The sequence below is a fragment of the uncultured Alistipes sp. genome (genome assembly GCF_949296715.1).
Classification (GTDB): domain Bacteria; phylum Bacteroidota; class Bacteroidia; order Bacteroidales; family Rikenellaceae; genus Alistipes.
Genome location: NZ_CASFQD010000059.1, coordinates 44,806 through 59,960, shown reverse-complemented (window position 1 = coordinate 59,960; position 15,155 = coordinate 44,806). Strand labels below are relative to the sequence as shown.

Below are 15,155 nucleotides of genomic sequence, written 5' to 3'. Positions count from 1 at the left end.
GCGAAGATAACGCTTCGCCGCGGGTTGTGCAACACCCCGGCCCGGAAAATCGGAGAGCAGGCCCCTCCTCCGCGATCCCGGGCCGACCGTGGGACAACGGCAAATCGACGGCATCCGCCCATGGAACGGCGGAACATCCACCACAGTCCGCAGTCCGACCGCAGACCGATCGCTGACTGCAGCCCGGCCGCCGAACGGCAGCGGGCCCGGCACCCCGACAATGGTACCCCAATACTCCGATAATGGTCCTCCCCCGGCGCCGTGCCCCGGCACTCCGACAACGGCGTCCCGACAAAGGCAGATCGGCTGCCGCGGGTTTGGTTCTCTGCGCGGCTTGCACTATCTTTGCGGCCCGGAACCGTCAAAGAGTCACTGCCATGACCGAAAAACATACCCGCCACGGGAGCCTGCTGGCCCTCACGCCCCTGCTGGTCTTCCTGGCCACCTACCTCGCCGCATCGCTCATAACGGGCGACTTCTACCGCATGCCCATCAGCGTGGCGTTCCTCGCCGCCGCGGTCTATGCCGTTGCGACGACGCGCCGGCTGCCCTTCGCCGAACGCATCGAGCACTTCTCGGCCGGAGCCGCGAACAGCAACATCCTGCTCATGATCTGGATCTTCATCCTTGCCGGGGCCTTCGCCGAGTCGGCCCGCAGCATGGGCGCCGTGGATGCCACGGTGAACCTCACGCTCCATCTGCTGCCGGGCACGCTCCTCCCCGCGGGGCTCTTTCTTGCGGCCTGTTTCGTGTCGCTCTCCGTCGGGACCTCCGTCGGGACGATCGTCGCCCTGGGCCCTGTCGCCGCAGGGCTGGCCGAGCAGACCACGATGAACGAGGCGTGGCTCATGGGCATCGTAGTCGGCGGCGCCTTCTTCGGCGACAACCTCTCGTTCATCTCCGACACGACCATCGCAGCCACGCGCACGCAGGAATGCGACCTGCGCGACAAGTTCCGCGTCAACATCCGCATCGTCGCCCCCGCGGCCCTCGTGACGCTGGGCATCTACCTCTTCACGGGGAGCCAAGCCCCGCAGATCGCAGCGCCCGAACGCATCGAGTGGATCAAGGTGCTGCCCTACCTGCTCGTTCTCGTGACGGCCGTCGGCGGCATGAACGTCATGAAGGTCCTGCTGCTGGGCATCCTCGCGACGGGGGTGATCGGCATCGCAACGGGCAGTTTCGGCACGCTGGGCTGGTGCGGCAGCATGGGCGAAGGCATCACGGGCATGGGCGAGCTCATCATCATCACGATGCTGGCTGGCGGGCTGCTCGAACTGATCCGCCTGAACGGCGGCATCGACTACCTGATCGACCGCATGACGCGCCACATCCGGGGACGACGCGGCGCCGAGGGGACCATCGCGGGGCTCGTCTGCCTCTCGAACCTCTGCACGGCCAACAACACGATTGCCATCCTGACCGTGGGTCCCATCGCCCGCAAGATCGCCGACCGCTTCGGCATCGACCGCCGGCGCAGCGCCAGCCTGCTCGACACCTTCTCGTGCTTCACGCAGGGGCTGCTCCCCTACGGCGCACAGCTGCTCATGGCCGCCAGCCTCACGGGGCTCTCGCCGCTGGAGATCATCCGCTACCTCTACTACCCCTTCGTCATGGGCTGCGGCGCCATCCTGGCCATCCTGCTGCGCTATCCCCGCAAAATCTGACCCGGCCGTGAACACCATCTGGATCGTACTGCCCATCCTCACGCTGCTGATGTTCCAACTCGGCATGGAGCTCGACCGCGCCTCCTTCCGCCGCGTCGTCCGCCGCCCGGGAGCCGTTGCCGCAGGGCTTGCCGGACAGCTTCTGCTGCTGCCGCTCATCGCCTTCGGCGTGGCCCTTGCCTTCCGCCTGCCGCCGCTCTTCTTTCTGGGACTGATGCTCATCGCCTGCTGCCCGGGCGGCAGTTCGTCGAACGTCTTTTCGATGCTGGCCAAGGGCGACGTCGCCCTCTCGGTGACGCTGACGGCCTTGAGCAGCATCATCACGCTCTTCACCATCCCCGCCGTCATGAGCCTTGCCACGCGCTTCGCCGCCACCCACTCCGACATGGCCATCCACCTGCCCACCGGGCGGCTCTTCCTGCAGAACATCGTCCTGCAGTTCCTGCCGATGGCTGCCGGCGCACTCTACCGCCACCGCTGCCCGCAGCGGGCCGAGCGGCTCCACGCCCTGCTGGGACGCATCGCCTTCCCGGCCCTGATGCTGCTCGCGGCGCTCTTCTTCCTGCAATACGCCGACACGATTCTCCGGCACCTGGGCCGTCTCGGCATGGCCGCCGCAGCGCTGATCCTGCTTGCCATGCTCGGCGGGGCGCTCCTCTCGCGCATGCTGCGGACCGGACGCAAAGCCCGGCGCACGATCGTCATCGAGGTCGGCATGCAGAACGCCGCACAGGCCATCGCCATCGCCTCGTCGCCGCTGATCTTCGACTCTCCGCAAATGGCCATCCCGGCGATCGTCTACGCCCTGATGATGAACGTCATCCTGCTCGCCTACCTGAAAACCCTGCGCGGCACGGCCCGGTAGTCCGCCATCCGCACGCTCTCGGCCGCAGCCGAAACCCGGTACCGGCAGCGAAACTTCCCGGCCAGGGGGGGGCTGTCGTGCCTTCCGCCCGGCACCCCCGCACACGAAAGCACCCGCAGCGCCACGAGGCACTGCGGGTGCTTTGCAAACCGGCAGTCGGACGGTTACTCGATCTCGAGCAGCACGGCATCCGTCGCCACGGTGTCGCCCGCCTGCACGAGGACCTGCTTCACCTTGCCCGAATAGTCGGTCGAGACGGCATTCTCCATCTTCATGGCTTCGAGCACGACGACCTCCTGTCCGGCCTTGACCTCGTCGCCGACCTTCACCTTGATCTCGATGATGCGGCCCGGCAGCGGAGCCGTCACGGTGTTGCCCGTGATGACGGCCTGCTTCTTCTCCTCGACGGGCTTCTCCTCGGCCTTCGGAGCGGCGGGCTTCGCAGCCTCGTAGGCCTTCTTCTTCTGTTCGGTCAGGAAGGTCTTGGCCACGAGCGGGAAGAGCTCGAGCAGCAGCACCTCCTTCTCGTTGGCGGCGAGCTTCACGCCTCCGGCCTCCGGAAGTTCGGGGTTGGGCTGCATCTGGTATTTCGACGTATCGTAGGGCGTCTCCTCACGCACGCCGCAGATCTTGAAGCGGAACTCCGGATCGATCTTCACGGGCGTCTTGCCGTACTCGCCCTTCACCAGACCGACGAACTGCGACGACTTGTTGGTGTACATCGGACGTCCGGCCTTCTCGTCGAGGGCGCAGTTCACGGCCTGTGCGCCGACGATCTGCGACGTCGGGGTCACCAGAGGCGGCAGACCCGCAGCCAGACGCACCGACGGGATGAGCTCCATGGCGCGGGGCAGAATCTCCTCCGACTTGAGCTGCTTGAGCTGGGCCACCATGTTCGAGTACATGCCGCCCGGGATTTCGGCCTTCTGCACCAGTTCGTTCGGTGCCGGGAAGCCGAAGTGGGCCTCGATCTTGCGGCAGGCGGCGATCGTCGCCTCCTCGTCGTCGTTCTGCGCAGCCTTGATGGCGGCGTCGAACAGCGCGTCGATCTCGGCGGGCAGCTTGTCCGTCAGCGGGTTGAACGGCTTGGGTTCGGGCTTCTCCACGCCGAATACCGACATGTTCAGCTCCTTGCGGATCTCACGCAGCTGCGTGTTGATCTTCGCCACGGCCTCCATGTTGACGCCGATGTCGATGCCGAGCTTCTTGCAGAAGACGTAGACCAGCTCGATGGCCGGGGCGCCCGTGCCGCCGCCGAAATACCAGCAGTTGGTGTCGACGATGTCGACGCCCGCCACGATGGCCGCGAGCACCGAAGCCAGACCGTAGCCCGGCGTACAGTGGGTGTGGAAGTCGACCGGAATCGAGAGGTGCTGCTTGAAGAGCTTGACGAGCGTGGCCACGCGGCGCGGCGGAATCAGGCCCGACATGTCCTTGATCGTAATCATGTCGGCGCCGAGGGCCGCCATCTGGCGGGCCTTGTCGAGGAAGTAGGCGTCGGTGAAGACCTGCTCGTGCTTCTTCTTGCCCATCAGGCGCTGCATGAAGGTCGGTTCGGGGTATTTCGGGTCGACCGTATAGCAGACGGCGCAGTCGGCGATGCCGCCGTACTGCTTCACGTACTTGACCGTCGACTTCACGTTGTCCACGTCGTTCAGGGCGTCGAAGATACGCATGATGCCCAGACCGCTCTCGATGGCGTTGCGGCAGAAGCCGTCGATGATCTCATCCGTGTAGGGCGAATAGCCGAACAGGTTGCGGCCGCGCGACAGGGCCGTGAGCTTCGAGACGTTGCCCACCGCCTTGTGAATGCTCTCCAGACGGGTCCAGGGGTTCTCGTTCAGGTAGCGCATCACCGAGTCGGGCACGGCTCCGCCCCACACCTCCATCGCATAGAAATTCGCATCCTTGTAATAAGGCAGGCAACGGTCGATTTGTGCCTGGTTCATGCGGGTTGCGAACGAGGACTGCTGTCCGTCGCGCAACGTAAGGTCTCTGATCTTGAGATTTCTCGCCATTGTATAGGAAATTTAAGGGTTTTACTGCGTTACTGTTATTCCGATAACAAAGATAATAAACAATTCGGATTTCCAACAATTTTGCGAAAAAATTTGCAAAAAATCACCACCGGAACTTACTTTCCGTAAATCACAGCTCCTCACGCGGTGTTTCAACGCTCCGGAGCACCGTCCGGATCGAAAAGTTCGCGGCCGGGCGCGACGTCGAGGTACTTGCGCTTGAAGAGGTCGACGCAAAAGACGAGCATCGCCAGCAGGAGCGGCCCGAAGATCAGGCCGATGAAGCCGAAGAGCGACAGTCCGATGATGACGCCGAAGATCGTGACGAGCGGATGCGTGTTGTCGAGTTTCTTCTGCAGGACCATGCGCAGGATGTTGTCGACCTGCGTGACGACCAGCACGCCGTAGAGCAGCAGCCCGACGGCCTCTCCCCACTGCCCCGCCAGCCCCATGTAGAGGGCCAGGGGCACCCACACGAGCGCCGTGCCGACGATCGGGATCACCGTGGCGAAGCCCGTCAGCACGCCCCATATCAGCGTCCCGTGCACACCGAAGATCACGTAGCCCACCCAGGCAACAAATCCCTGCGCGAGGGCCAGCAGCGGGATGACGATGGCGTTCGAGCGGACGATGCGGTGGATTTCGCGCAGCACGTCGCTCCCCTCGCTGCGGCTGAAGGGGAGCATTTCGCGGACGTAGGCCTCCATGCGGCAGCCGCCGACGAGCAGGAAGTAGAGCACGAAGAGCAGCACGACGACATTGACGGCAAAGCTGCCGATTGCCTCGACGAGCTGCTGCCCTACCTTCGGCAGATACCCCAGCAGCTCGCGCAGGTTGCTCTCCTGCCAGAGGTCGTAGCCCGTATGGATGCGGATCACGCCGGCGACATGCCGGACCGACGCGACGAGCGACTGCGGGTCGAGCGTCACGTCCTGCACCTTGCCGACGACGAGCCACACGATGCCGCTGATCGGGATGAGGAAACAGAGAACGGCCTCGCCCAGCAGCAGCCACGCCGCCGCACTGCGCCGCCAGTGCCGGTGTTCGGTGAGGCGGACCATCTGCCCGCGCAGCAGCACGTAGATCGTCGCGGCACCCAGCAGGCCGCCCAGAAAGGGAATCAGCTCGACGAAGACCGTCACCCCCATGCCGAGGATGAGGGCGACGAGCGAATAGCGCCAGTATCGTTCACGGATCGAAGCCATACGCCGCCTGCAGCGCAAGGAGCGTGCCGCAAACGGATGCCGCGGAGCATGAAGGCGGAAAAAAGGCGGACGGCCGCCGGGCAGAGCAGGCCCGCACGGCACCGTGCGTCGTCAGAGCAGGCGCTGCCGCAGGGCTTCGCACGAAGCCTCGGGATCGTGCGCATCGAACAGGAAGCCGTCGATGCCGGCCTCGCGTGCCGCGGCGATGTTGGCCGTGCGGTCGTCGATGAAGAGCGTATCGGCCGGGGTGAGCCCGTAACGGTCGAGCAGGATGCGGTAGATGCGCGGCTCGGGCTTGACCGTACCCTCCTCGCACGAGACGACCTCGCCGTCGAAGAGCGCGTAGACGTCGGCGCGCCGCAGGAAGTCGATGAACTCGCGCGACATGTTCGACAGCACGTAGAGGCGGTATCCTGCCCGCTTCAGCTCGCCGACGAGCCGTTCGGTCGCCCGCACGGGCTCCTGCCGGTCGATCGCCTCCCGCACATGGGCCCGGGCCACGTCAGGCGTGCATCCGTGCAGGGCGCACAGGGCGTCGATCACCTGATCGAGCGTCAGCGTACCGCGGTCGTACTCGACCCAGAAGTCGGGCATCGGGTCGGTGCGGATGAAGCGGAAAAAGTCGATGAATTCGGGTGTGCACTTGTGCTTGTCGCGGGCGAAAAGGACGCCGCCGAGGTCGAAAACGATATTTTTCATGCGGCAAAGATACGCTTTTCGCCCGACATTTCTCCGGTGCGGACGGCAAAAAAAGCCGGTCCCCTCCCGTCCGGATACGGCGCGGGAGGTCCGGAACGGTTCCGGACCTCCCGCTCACCGGCCGAAGAATCAGTCGGCGCGCGAGACCACCAGGCAGTCCACCATCGCCTGATTGACCTCCATGTGCATGTTCTCGTTCCACGGACAGAACTCCAGCGTCACGACATGACGGCCCGGCGTGAGGGCCATGCGGACACGGTTCGTCAGGCCCCATTCGTCCCAGGCCCCTTCGCCGCGCTGCGGGAAGACCACGCAGCGGGCATGCGCACCGTCCACACGCATCGTGCGCAGCGCACAGCGGTTGTGCGTCTCCACCGCGCCGTTGCCGTTGGCATAGCGCCACGCAAGGACGTACTCTCCCGGCTCCCCGATCCGGATCGGAATCTCGATCCGCCGGTTGACCGTCCGGGCGATCTCGACGAACCCGCGGCCCGAATACCCCTCGTAGGGACAGGCGGCAGCCGGGGCATAGTCCTCCGCCTCGTAAAGGCGCGTCGTGCGGTAGCTCGCGACGGGCTCGCTGGCGAACGACTCGACCCCTTCGGCCGAAAGGGCCGTCACCTGCCAGCTCCCGGTCGCGTCGTCGGGCAGCGGGAACACGGCGTCGGAGGTCTCACCGACAGGCGCCCCGTCGCGGTAGATGCGGTAGGTGCAGTCCTCCTCGGGCTCCCAGAGCAGACGGTCGATGCCGAAGTCCGCCTCGGGAGTGCGGGGCGAGTACAGGTTTTCGGTCAGGTTGATCCGGCCTGCGGGCAGCGGCTCCGATGCCAGGCGTATCTCGACGGCGTGCCGTCCGCGGAGGGTATCCGCCAGGAAGGGCTCCTGCTCGACGCCGTCCACGCGGAACGAGGCGATGCGGTTGCCCCAGCCCGACAGCGAGATATCGAGCAGCGCCTCGCGGTAGCGGAAATTCTCCAGACGCCGCGGCGCGTCGAGCGCCTCGGGAACGAAGGGGGCGAAGCGCAGCCCGTCGGCCTCGAAGCCGATGCCGAAGAGCAGGCGGTACGTAAGGGCGAGGTTGCCCGAAAGGCTCCACAGCATGTTCGCCGAGTTGATCTGCGTGCCGTGGCGGTCGCCGGACCAGCTGACGAAGTTCTCCTGATTGGTCAGGAAGAGCAGCGCGGCCCGCCAGATGGCGCCGATGCCGTGGAGGACGTTGGGTTCGTTGCCCGTGCGGGCCGCCGCCAGCGTCCAGTAGGCCTGCACGAAGGGCCACACGGCATCGTTGTGGTAGGGCGGCACGTCGGGAATGCCCGGGAAGAAACACGGCGTGCCGAAATCGAGCGACGGGACCTGCTCGACGATGCGTGCGGCACGCTCGGCCGGGGCGATGTCCCACAGGATGCAGAGCGCCTCGCCGAGCGTCTCGCTGCGGGGCGACAGCAGCAGCGTGTCGCGTCCGTAGAGGAACTGCCCGTAGTAGCCCCGCTCCTCGATCCAGAGCCGGGCGTTGATCCCTTCGCGCAGCAGTGCGGCATGGCGGGCGTACCTCGCGGCAAGCTCCGCCTCACCCCGCCGGGCCGCGATCTCGGCGAGCACCTCGCAGGCGCGGCAGTGCACGGCGCAGGTCCCGAGGTTCTCGCTGGCATAGATGTCCGCCGGCTGCATCCAGCGCGGATACTCCTGCTCGCGCCAGTCGAGGAAGGAGCTCTCGCCGCGCACGAGCTGCGTGACGGGATCGTAGACCACCTGCATGTCGTCCTCCACCGAACGGCGGATCACGGGCCAGACCGTATCGAGCCACGCTTCGTCACCCGTGACCTTGTAGACCTCGTAGGCCGCCACGGCCCAGATCATGCGGTCCGACGAGACGGGCCAGGCACCGCCCGTACCCGTATCCTGCACGATGCGGCCCAGAGGGTCGACCTTGCGCATCAGGCTCTTTTTCGCCACCTCGGGCTGCACGTGCGCCATGGCCAGCAGGATGCTGTAGCTCACGTCGCGCGTCCACACGCCGCTCCAGTTCCGGCCAGTGCGGAGCGTCGAATCGGGCTCGACGGCACGGTTCACCTCGTCGAGCGAAAGGTTGTACATGACCCGTTCGACGGGCAGGCCCCCGCTCAACCGGGGATAGGCCGAGATATCGGTCCCGAGCCGCCAGCGCTGTTCGGCCACGCTGTCGGCGCCCGGCGCGGCACCCGTGAAGTCGGAGACGATCTCCGTATCGGAGAGCACGCGGGCCGTATATTGTGCCTGCACCACCCCGTCGCGCAACAGCTCGTAACTTGCGGTGCGGTACACGACATCGCTGCCGCACGAGACGCCCAGCAACAGCAGCGGCAAAAGAATCTTTCGCATGGATTCAGAAAGTTCGGTTCGACATGATTTCCAAAAAAGGGCCCCGTCCGGAAGGCGAGGCCCTATAAACTATAATAATAGGTAATCCGATCAGAAGAGGTGGAAAGCCACGGTCAGACCGGCCATGACGATGGCGACCATCGACATGAGCTTGACGAGGATGTTGAGCGACGGGCCCGACGTATCCTTGAACGGATCGCCCACCGTATCGCCCACGACCGTTGCCTTGTGGCACTCGGAGCCCTTGCCTCCGTAGTGTCCCTCCTCGATCATCTTCTTGGCGTTGTCCCACGCACCGCCGGCATTGGCCATGAAGACCGCCAGCACGAAGCCCGAGCTCAGGCCGCCGACAAGCAGGCCCATGACGCCCGCCACGCCGAAGACAAGGCCCACGACCACCGGCACGATGATCGCCAGCAGACTCGGGAAGAGCATCTCACGCTGTGCTCCGCGCGTCGAGATGGCCACGCAGCGCGCATAGTCGGGCGTACCCTCGCCCGTGAGGATGCCCTTGATCTCGCGGAACTGGCGCCGCACCTCCTGCACCATGCTCTCGGCGGCGCGTCCCACGGCATTCATCGTCAGACCGCAGAAGAGAAACGACATCATCGCACCGATGAAGATGCCGATGAGCACCGTGGGGTTCATCAGCGAGATGCGGTAGTACTCCATGAAATCGAGGATCGAGGCGCTCTGCACGAGCTGCTCCGTGCCGTTCGGCATCGCAAGCACCTCAATGCCGTTGTGCAGCAGGCCGATGCGTATCTCCTCGATGTAGGAGGCCAGCAGCGCCAGCGCCGTCAGGGCCGCCGAACCGATGGCGAAGCCCTTGCCCGTGGCGGCCGTCGTGTTGCCCAGCGCGTCGAGCGCATCGGTGCGCTTGCGCACCTCGGCACCCAGGCCGCTCATCTCGGCGTTGCCGCCCGCATTGTCGGCAATGGGTCCGTAGGCGTCGGTCGCCAGCGTGATGCCCAGCGTCGAGAGCATGCCCACGGCCGCGATGCCGATGCCGTAGAGGCCCAGCGACATGTTCTGCGGCGCAAGCATCTGCTCCATGTCGAAGCCGATGGCGCAGAGGTAGGCCAGGATAATCGCCACGCCGATTGTCACGACGGGAATCGCCGTCGAGATCATGCCCGAGCCCACGCCGGCGATGATGACCGTGGCGGGACCCGTCTGCGCGCTGCCGGCGATCTTCTGCGTCGGCTTGTAGGAGTGCGACGTGTAGTATTCGGTTGCCTGGCCGATGATGATGCCGGCCACGAGGCCCGTGATGACCGAGCACGAGAGGCCGACCCAGTTCTGGATGTCAAGCAGGTAGAGGATGCCGAACGTCGCCACGGCGATGAGCGCCGAGCTGACATTCACGCCGCGCCCGAGCGAGCGCAGCAGCTCCCGCATCGACGCCCCCTCCTTCGTGCGCACGAGGAAGATGCCGATAATCGAGAGGACGATGCCCACGGCGGCAATCAGCATCGGCGCCAGCACGGCCTTGAGCTGCATCGTCTCGCCGCCCGTCGTGGCGAAGGCCGCGGCACCGAGGGCCGCCGTCGCCAGCACCGAGCCGCAGTAGCTCTCATAGAGGTCGGCACCCATGCCGGCCACGTCGCCCACGTTGTCGCCCACGTTGTCGGCGATGGTCGCCGGGTTGCGCGGGTCGTCCTCCGGAATGCCGGCTTCGACCTTGCCCACAAGGTCGGCGCCCACGTCGGCCGCCTTCGTGTAGATGCCGCCGCCGACACGCGCGAAGAGCGCCTGCGTCGAGGCACCCATGCCGAAGGTCAGCATCGTCGTGGTGATGGCCACGAGCTTCTGCGGACCCGTTGCCTCAACAAAGTGGTTCAGGATCATATACCAGAACGAGATATCGAGCAGGCCGAGGCCCACGACCACGAGACCCATCACAGCGCCGCTGCGGAAGGCGACCTTCAGGCCGCGGTCAAGCGACTGCCGCGCGGCATTGGCCGTGCGGGCCGAGGCGTAGGTTGCGGTCTTCATGCCGAAGTATCCGGCCAGGCCCGAGAAGAAGCCGCCCGTGAGGAAGGCGAAGGGCACCCATCCGTTCTGCACGCCCGCCCCGTAGGCCAGGTAGGCGAAGAAGAGTGCCAGAACCACGAAAACGAGCCCCACGACCTTGTACTGCTGCCGCAGGTAGGCCATGGCGCCCATGCGCACGTGCGCGGCGATCTCGCGCATGCGCGGCGTACCCTCGTCCTCGCGCTTCATCAGGCGGTAGAAGGCCCAGGCAAAGGCCAGCGCGACGACGGAAGCGACGGGTACGACCCAGAAAATCATCGGAGTGTTCGTCATATTACAGGTTTTGAGTTTTTAAGGTCCGAAACATGGATATAAAGATAGGAAAAATCCCGCAAAGCGGGACTTCGCACGGCAAAAAATTATTCATCGGGAAGGTTCGGAAATGCGGCCGGAACAGCGCACCGGCATACGGTCCGGAGCGGCACGCCCGGCCGGGCAGCACCCGGCAGTCAGTAAATGGGGTCGGCGGTTGGCAAATGGAATTGACAGCAGGCGGCCGACGGGCAGCAACCGGAACTGGCGGCTGGCAGGCAGCGGCAGGGCTTCGGCAAACAGGATTGACAGCCGACGGGCAGCAAACAGACTGACGACTGACGGTCAGGGAACGGGGCAGCGGTCGGCGGGAGGAAAAGACGGCCGGAAAAGGCAGTCGGCAATCGGCTGTCGACACGCTGCCGCCCCCTATCGCGACCGCTCCGCGGCCAGGCGGTAGACCTCCTCGATGCGGGTGCACATCTCCTCCCACGAGAAACGGCGGCGCTCCTCGACGCAGTTTTCGCGGAAGCGCTCGAGCACCCCGTCGGCATACATCCGCACGACGGCATCGGCCACCCCCTCCGCCGTCGGCTCGCAGACATACCCCACGCGGCCGTCGGGCACAATCTCGGCCAGCCCCCCGACACGCGTGACGACCATCGGCACGCAGAACTGGTAGGCAATCTGCGTCACGCCGCTTTGCGTCGCCGTCTTGTAGGGCTGCACGACAAAATCGGCCGCCGAGAAGTAGTATTTGACCCGTTCGTCGGGGATGAAGTAGTCGTGGAGGATCACCTCGTCCACCAGGCCGTTTGCGGCAATCTGCCGCAGGTAGGGCTCCTTCGAGGTGTAGAACTCGCCCGCGACAATCAGCCGGCGGCCCTGCGTGCGGCCCGCGCGTTTCAGCTGCGCCCAGGCGTCGAGCAGCAGGTCCAGCCCCTTGTAGTCGCGCACCAGCCCGAAGAAGAGCACATAGCGGCAGGCGGGGTCGAGCCCCAGCCGCACGCACGCCTCCGAACGGTCGACACGCTCGCCGAAGTTCTCGAAGAGCGGGTGCGGCGAGAAGAGCGCCGGCGCGTCGATATAGGCCTCCAGTTCGCGGTGCACCTGCTCGGACATGTAGACGAAGCCGTCGACCGCACGCAGGAAGTAAAGGTTGAAGGGCCGGTCGATGAAGTGGTGTTCGTGCGGCTCGACGTTGTCGATTTGGCAGATGACCTTCGTATGTCCGTTGCGGCGGGCCAGGCGCGCAATCGTCCCGAAGCAGGGCGCCATGAAGGGTGTCCAGTACTTCATCAGCACGAAATCGGGCCGCTCGCGCCGGATGAGGCGGCCGATGCGCAGCCAGTTGAAGGGGTTGACCGTATTGACACAGCGGCAGATGCGCAGGTCGGCGGGCGCAGAGGTCGTGAGCGTCTGGCTCTTGCCCGGGAACAGCAGCGCAGGGTATTGCAGCGTGAAGGTGCGGATGTCGACCTCCGCGCCGCGCCGCTGGAACGTGCGGGCCATAATCTCCATGATCGAAGCCAATCCGCCCCGGTAGGGATGGGCGGGTCCCAGAATCGTGATCTTCATATCGACAAAGATAGCGAAAGACGAGTGCAGAGGCAAACGAAAACGAAGTTTTTTGGTTTGGCTGTGCCGAACCGCCTCCTGTCTTTTACAAAGAAGACGAAAAATCGGGACCCGAAGCCGGAATCCCGATATATTTTACAGGCGGACGCCGCCCCACTGCCGACAGGATGCCGGATTGCGGCACCCGGGCCCCGGCGCACAGACCGACTGCTTCGCCTACCGCCACTCAAACCCGGCACGCACGGCCGATCGCATCGCCTACCGCCACCCGAATCCGGCACGCACGGCCGTTCGCATCGCCTACCGCCACCCGAACCCGGCGCACAGGCCGATCGCATCGCCTACCGCCACTCAAACCCGGCGCACAGGCCGATCGCATCGCCTACCGCCACTCAAACCCGGCACGCACGGCCGCCACGCCCGGCTCGCCGCACACCTCGAAGAGCGCCGAGCGTTCGTGCAGCTCGCAGCCGACGGTAAGCGTCTGCCCGTAGCGGCACTCCTTGAGGAAATGGATGTCGAGCCGCACGGGTGCCTCCGACGAGATCAGTTCCAGCGGCAGCATGTCGCACATCATCTCGATGTAGCGCATCGTATTGACATGGCGGTTGAAGTCGATGTCGCTGTAGACGACCCGGTGCTCCATGCTCTGCGTCGGCGCCACCGAACGGATCTTGCGGGGCTTCTCGGCGGGCGACGGGGCCGCGACGATGGCCTCGGCATGGGCCTGACCGACCCATGAGAGGTCGACGGCCGCACGGCTCCGCAGGTCGATCATGGCCCACTGCGAGACGGCGCGGCCGAATTCATGCCCGGCGGCATCCGTCAGCGTGAAGTTACGCGTCGAGAGGACACGGCCGTAGTCGCTGATCCACGTCGCCACGGTGTAGTCGGTATACTGTACGGGGCGGCTGTCGAACTCGACGGCCATGCGCGAGAGGACCCACGAATGGTTGTCGGCATTCAGGGCGTCGACACCGAAGCCCTTGCCGTGGGCGTCGATGCCCGCCACATTGAGAATCACCGAACCCAGCGACGCGATCGTCGCACGCAGCGTGAAGTCGACCTCCTGGGGTTCGACCCGAAACGGGTAAAGGGATTTTTCTGCCATGATTTTCCGTATTTGATTTGTCCGTTAGGGCAAAGATACGAATTTTATCGTGTCCCTGTCCGTTTGCACCCGGAGTATTGCCGGCCAAACAGGCACGCCCTCCAGTCAGAAAAGCCCGGGATACGGCTGTACGGAGACCCGCGCCGCAAGATGGAGGTTCCACACCTCGCGGTCGTGCGTGAGAGCCCGCCGCACGGTGTACTGCGTGCCGCCCTCCGAACCGTCGTACCACGCGACCAGCAGCGCGGCCCGGTCAACCAGGTAGTTGTTCCGCACGGCGTAGCAGCCGCGGTGGTACCCGCGCGCAAGGGTCACCGTCTCGTCCGCCGCCGCGACAATCCGCCGGAAGCGCTGCCGCTCCGCCTCCGGATAGTGCAGCTCCTGCCCCTCGAACGGAATGACGGCCACCAGCCGCAGCTCCGCGCACTCCGCCCGGCACGCCAGCACGGCCTCGGCGGCCGCAAGGTCGAAGCCCAGCGCCATGCCCGAAAGAAAGGTCCGCATCCCCCGCGCGTAGAGTTGCCGCACCGTATCGCGCAGCAAGGCATCCGCCTCGCCCCGATAGGTGCGGTGTCCGGTGAAGGAAACGGTGGTCCGGAGCTCTTCGATCATGCGACCAAAGATAATGCTTTGGCCCGGACTTTGCAAGCCGTTTCCGTACATTCAAAAAGTATCACGCGTATGAAAAACACAGGTATCGTCATTGCCTCGCTCGTGGGCGGCATGATTCTCGGCTCGGCCCTCACGATGCTCTTCACACCGCAGTCGGGCGCCGACCTGCGCCGCCAAATCCGCGACCTGCTTGACAACGAGGTCGAAAAACTCCGCGACAAGGTCGGGCAGGTCGAGGAGATGATTGAGGAGGCCCGCTGCCGATGCGAGGAGAAATGACACCCCCGCAACCGGCGCGCGCAGAGCCCGCGCCGGGCCGTTTCGTCGTCGCGCTGCTCCTCTTCGTGCTGCTGGCCGCGACGTGCCTGGTGCTGCTGCTCGCGGCGCTGGTCTTCTGGCTCGCGACGCTCACCGGCTCGATGGCCGCGGCGGCGCTCATCGTCGGCGGCGCCTGCCTTCTGCTGGCCGTGGTGGTGTGGCTCGCGGCGCTGCGCGAACCGCTCGCCCGCATCGGGGAGCGGCTCGAAACCGTCTACGAAGTGGCCCGCACGGCCCGCGAGGGCTACCGCTGGATCACCGCGAAGGCCCTGCCGCTGCTGGCCCTGTTCAGTCTCCGGCCGCGACCGCAGGAGCCGCGCCGCACGGAGACAGACCGTGGAGAGACACGCCGCACCGAGCCGCGCCGCGGGGAGTGTCCGAAGGAGTAAGACGGCATCACAGGGTCGGCAACAAGTGAAAAGCGTCCGGAGCGCA

General features: G+C 65.4%; 12 protein-coding genes. 4 read left to right on the top strand and 8 right to left on the bottom strand.

The genetic code is table 11. The annotated features are described in order from the left end of the window. Positions 1-377 precede the first annotated feature (377 nt). Both Q1Y33_RS09545 and Q1Y33_RS09540 read left to right on the top strand, forming a co-directional pair. A complete protein-coding gene (locus tag Q1Y33_RS09545) occupies positions 378-1,667 on the top strand; it encodes a Na+/H+ antiporter NhaC family protein (protein ID WP_300799586.1) in 1,290 nt (429 codons plus the stop codon). A gap of 7 nt (positions 1,668-1,674) precedes the next feature. Further along, positions 1,675-2,532 carry a bile acid:sodium symporter gene (locus tag Q1Y33_RS09540; RefSeq protein ID WP_300799584.1) on the top strand — a complete coding sequence of 286 codons (858 nt, stop codon included), beginning with the start codon at positions 1,675-1,677 and terminating at the stop codon, positions 2,530-2,532. A gap of 164 nt (positions 2,533-2,696) precedes the next feature. Here Q1Y33_RS09540 and Q1Y33_RS09535 read toward each other — a convergent pair whose 3' ends face one another. The 8 genes from Q1Y33_RS09535 to Q1Y33_RS09500 all read right to left on the bottom strand — a co-directional run bounded on the left by Q1Y33_RS09535 (position 2,697) and on the right by Q1Y33_RS09500 (position 14,402). Continuing rightward, complete coding sequence (locus Q1Y33_RS09535) at positions 2,697-4,550, bottom strand: biotin/lipoyl-containing protein (RefSeq protein ID WP_300799582.1); 1,854 nt, start codon at positions 4,548-4,550, stop codon at positions 2,697-2,699. A gap of 152 nt (positions 4,551-4,702) precedes the next feature. After that, positions 4,703-5,755, bottom strand: coding sequence for an AI-2E family transporter (locus tag Q1Y33_RS09530; RefSeq protein ID WP_300799580.1), 1,053 nt, complete (start codon positions 5,753-5,755; stop codon positions 4,703-4,705). A 111-nt stretch (positions 5,756-5,866) separates the two neighbouring features. Further along, positions 5,867-6,454 carry an HAD family phosphatase gene (locus tag Q1Y33_RS09525; protein WP_300799578.1) on the bottom strand — a complete coding sequence of 196 codons (588 nt, stop codon included), beginning with the start codon at positions 6,452-6,454 and terminating at the stop codon, positions 5,867-5,869. 129 nt (positions 6,455-6,583) lie between these two features. After that, the gene (locus Q1Y33_RS09520) at positions 6,584-8,812 is read right to left on the bottom strand and encodes a hypothetical protein (RefSeq protein WP_300799576.1); all 2,229 of its coding nucleotides are present in this window, start codon (positions 8,810-8,812) and stop codon (positions 6,584-6,586) included. Between the two features lie 90 nt (positions 8,813-8,902). Then, a complete protein-coding gene (locus Q1Y33_RS09515) occupies positions 8,903-11,122 on the bottom strand; it encodes a sodium-translocating pyrophosphatase (RefSeq protein ID WP_300799574.1) in 2,220 nt (739 codons plus the stop codon). Positions 11,123-11,530: 408 nt separating this feature from the next. Further along, on the bottom strand, positions 11,531-12,679 hold the full coding sequence (locus tag Q1Y33_RS09510; RefSeq protein ID WP_300799572.1) for a glycosyltransferase: 1,149 nt from the start codon (positions 12,677-12,679) through the stop codon (positions 11,531-11,533). A gap of 382 nt (positions 12,680-13,061) precedes the next feature. Beyond that, on the bottom strand, positions 13,062-13,790 hold the full coding sequence (locus Q1Y33_RS09505) for an acyl-ACP thioesterase domain-containing protein (protein ID WP_300799570.1): 729 nt from the start codon (positions 13,788-13,790) through the stop codon (positions 13,062-13,064). A 105-nt stretch (positions 13,791-13,895) separates the two neighbouring features. Further along, on the bottom strand, positions 13,896-14,402 hold the full coding sequence (locus tag Q1Y33_RS09500; RefSeq protein WP_300799568.1) for an SLOG family protein: 507 nt from the start codon (positions 14,400-14,402) through the stop codon (positions 13,896-13,898). Positions 14,403-14,471: 69 nt separating this feature from the next. Between Q1Y33_RS09500 and Q1Y33_RS09495 the strand changes: the two genes are divergently transcribed. Further along, positions 14,472-14,681, top strand: a complete 210-nt coding sequence (locus tag Q1Y33_RS09495; protein WP_295906562.1) for a YtxH domain-containing protein — start codon at positions 14,472-14,474, stop codon at positions 14,679-14,681. After that, positions 14,678-15,109 (top strand): hypothetical protein, encoded by a 432-nt coding sequence (locus Q1Y33_RS09490; RefSeq protein WP_300799565.1) that lies wholly within the window; start codon positions 14,678-14,680, stop codon positions 15,107-15,109. The genes Q1Y33_RS09495 and Q1Y33_RS09490 overlap by 4 nt, the downstream gene beginning before the upstream one ends. The last annotated feature ends 46 nt before the right edge of the window (positions 15,110-15,155 follow it).

Coding starts and splice junctions, on each gene's coding strand:
- Q1Y33_RS09545 (WP_300799586.1), top strand. CDS start 378: ATGACCGAAAAACATACCCGCCACGGGAGCCTGCTGGCCCTCACGCCC.
- Q1Y33_RS09535 (WP_300799582.1), bottom strand. CDS start 4,550: ATGGCGAGAAATCTCAAGATCAGAGACCTTACGTTGCGCGACGGACAG.
- Q1Y33_RS09530 (WP_300799580.1), bottom strand. CDS start 5,755: ATGGCTTCGATCCGTGAACGATACTGGCGCTATTCGCTCGTCGCCCTC.
- Q1Y33_RS09525 (WP_300799578.1), bottom strand. CDS start 6,454: ATGAAAAATATCGTTTTCGACCTCGGCGGCGTCCTTTTCGCCCGCGAC.
- Q1Y33_RS09520 (WP_300799576.1), bottom strand. CDS start 8,812: ATGCGAAAGATTCTTTTGCCGCTGCTGTTGCTGGGCGTCTCGTGCGGC.
- Q1Y33_RS09515 (WP_300799574.1), bottom strand. CDS start 11,122: ATGACGAACACTCCGATGATTTTCTGGGTCGTACCCGTCGCTTCCGTC.
- Q1Y33_RS09510 (WP_300799572.1), bottom strand. CDS start 12,679: ATGAAGATCACGATTCTGGGACCCGCCCATCCCTACCGGGGCGGATTG.
- Q1Y33_RS09505 (WP_300799570.1), bottom strand. CDS start 13,790: ATGGCAGAAAAATCCCTTTACCCGTTTCGGGTCGAACCCCAGGAGGTC.
- Q1Y33_RS09500 (WP_300799568.1), bottom strand. CDS start 14,402: ATGATCGAAGAGCTCCGGACCACCGTTTCCTTCACCGGACACCGCACC.
- Q1Y33_RS09495 (WP_295906562.1), top strand. CDS start 14,472: ATGAAAAACACAGGTATCGTCATTGCCTCGCTCGTGGGCGGCATGATT.
- Q1Y33_RS09490 (WP_300799565.1), top strand. CDS start 14,678: ATGACACCCCCGCAACCGGCGCGCGCAGAGCCCGCGCCGGGCCGTTTC.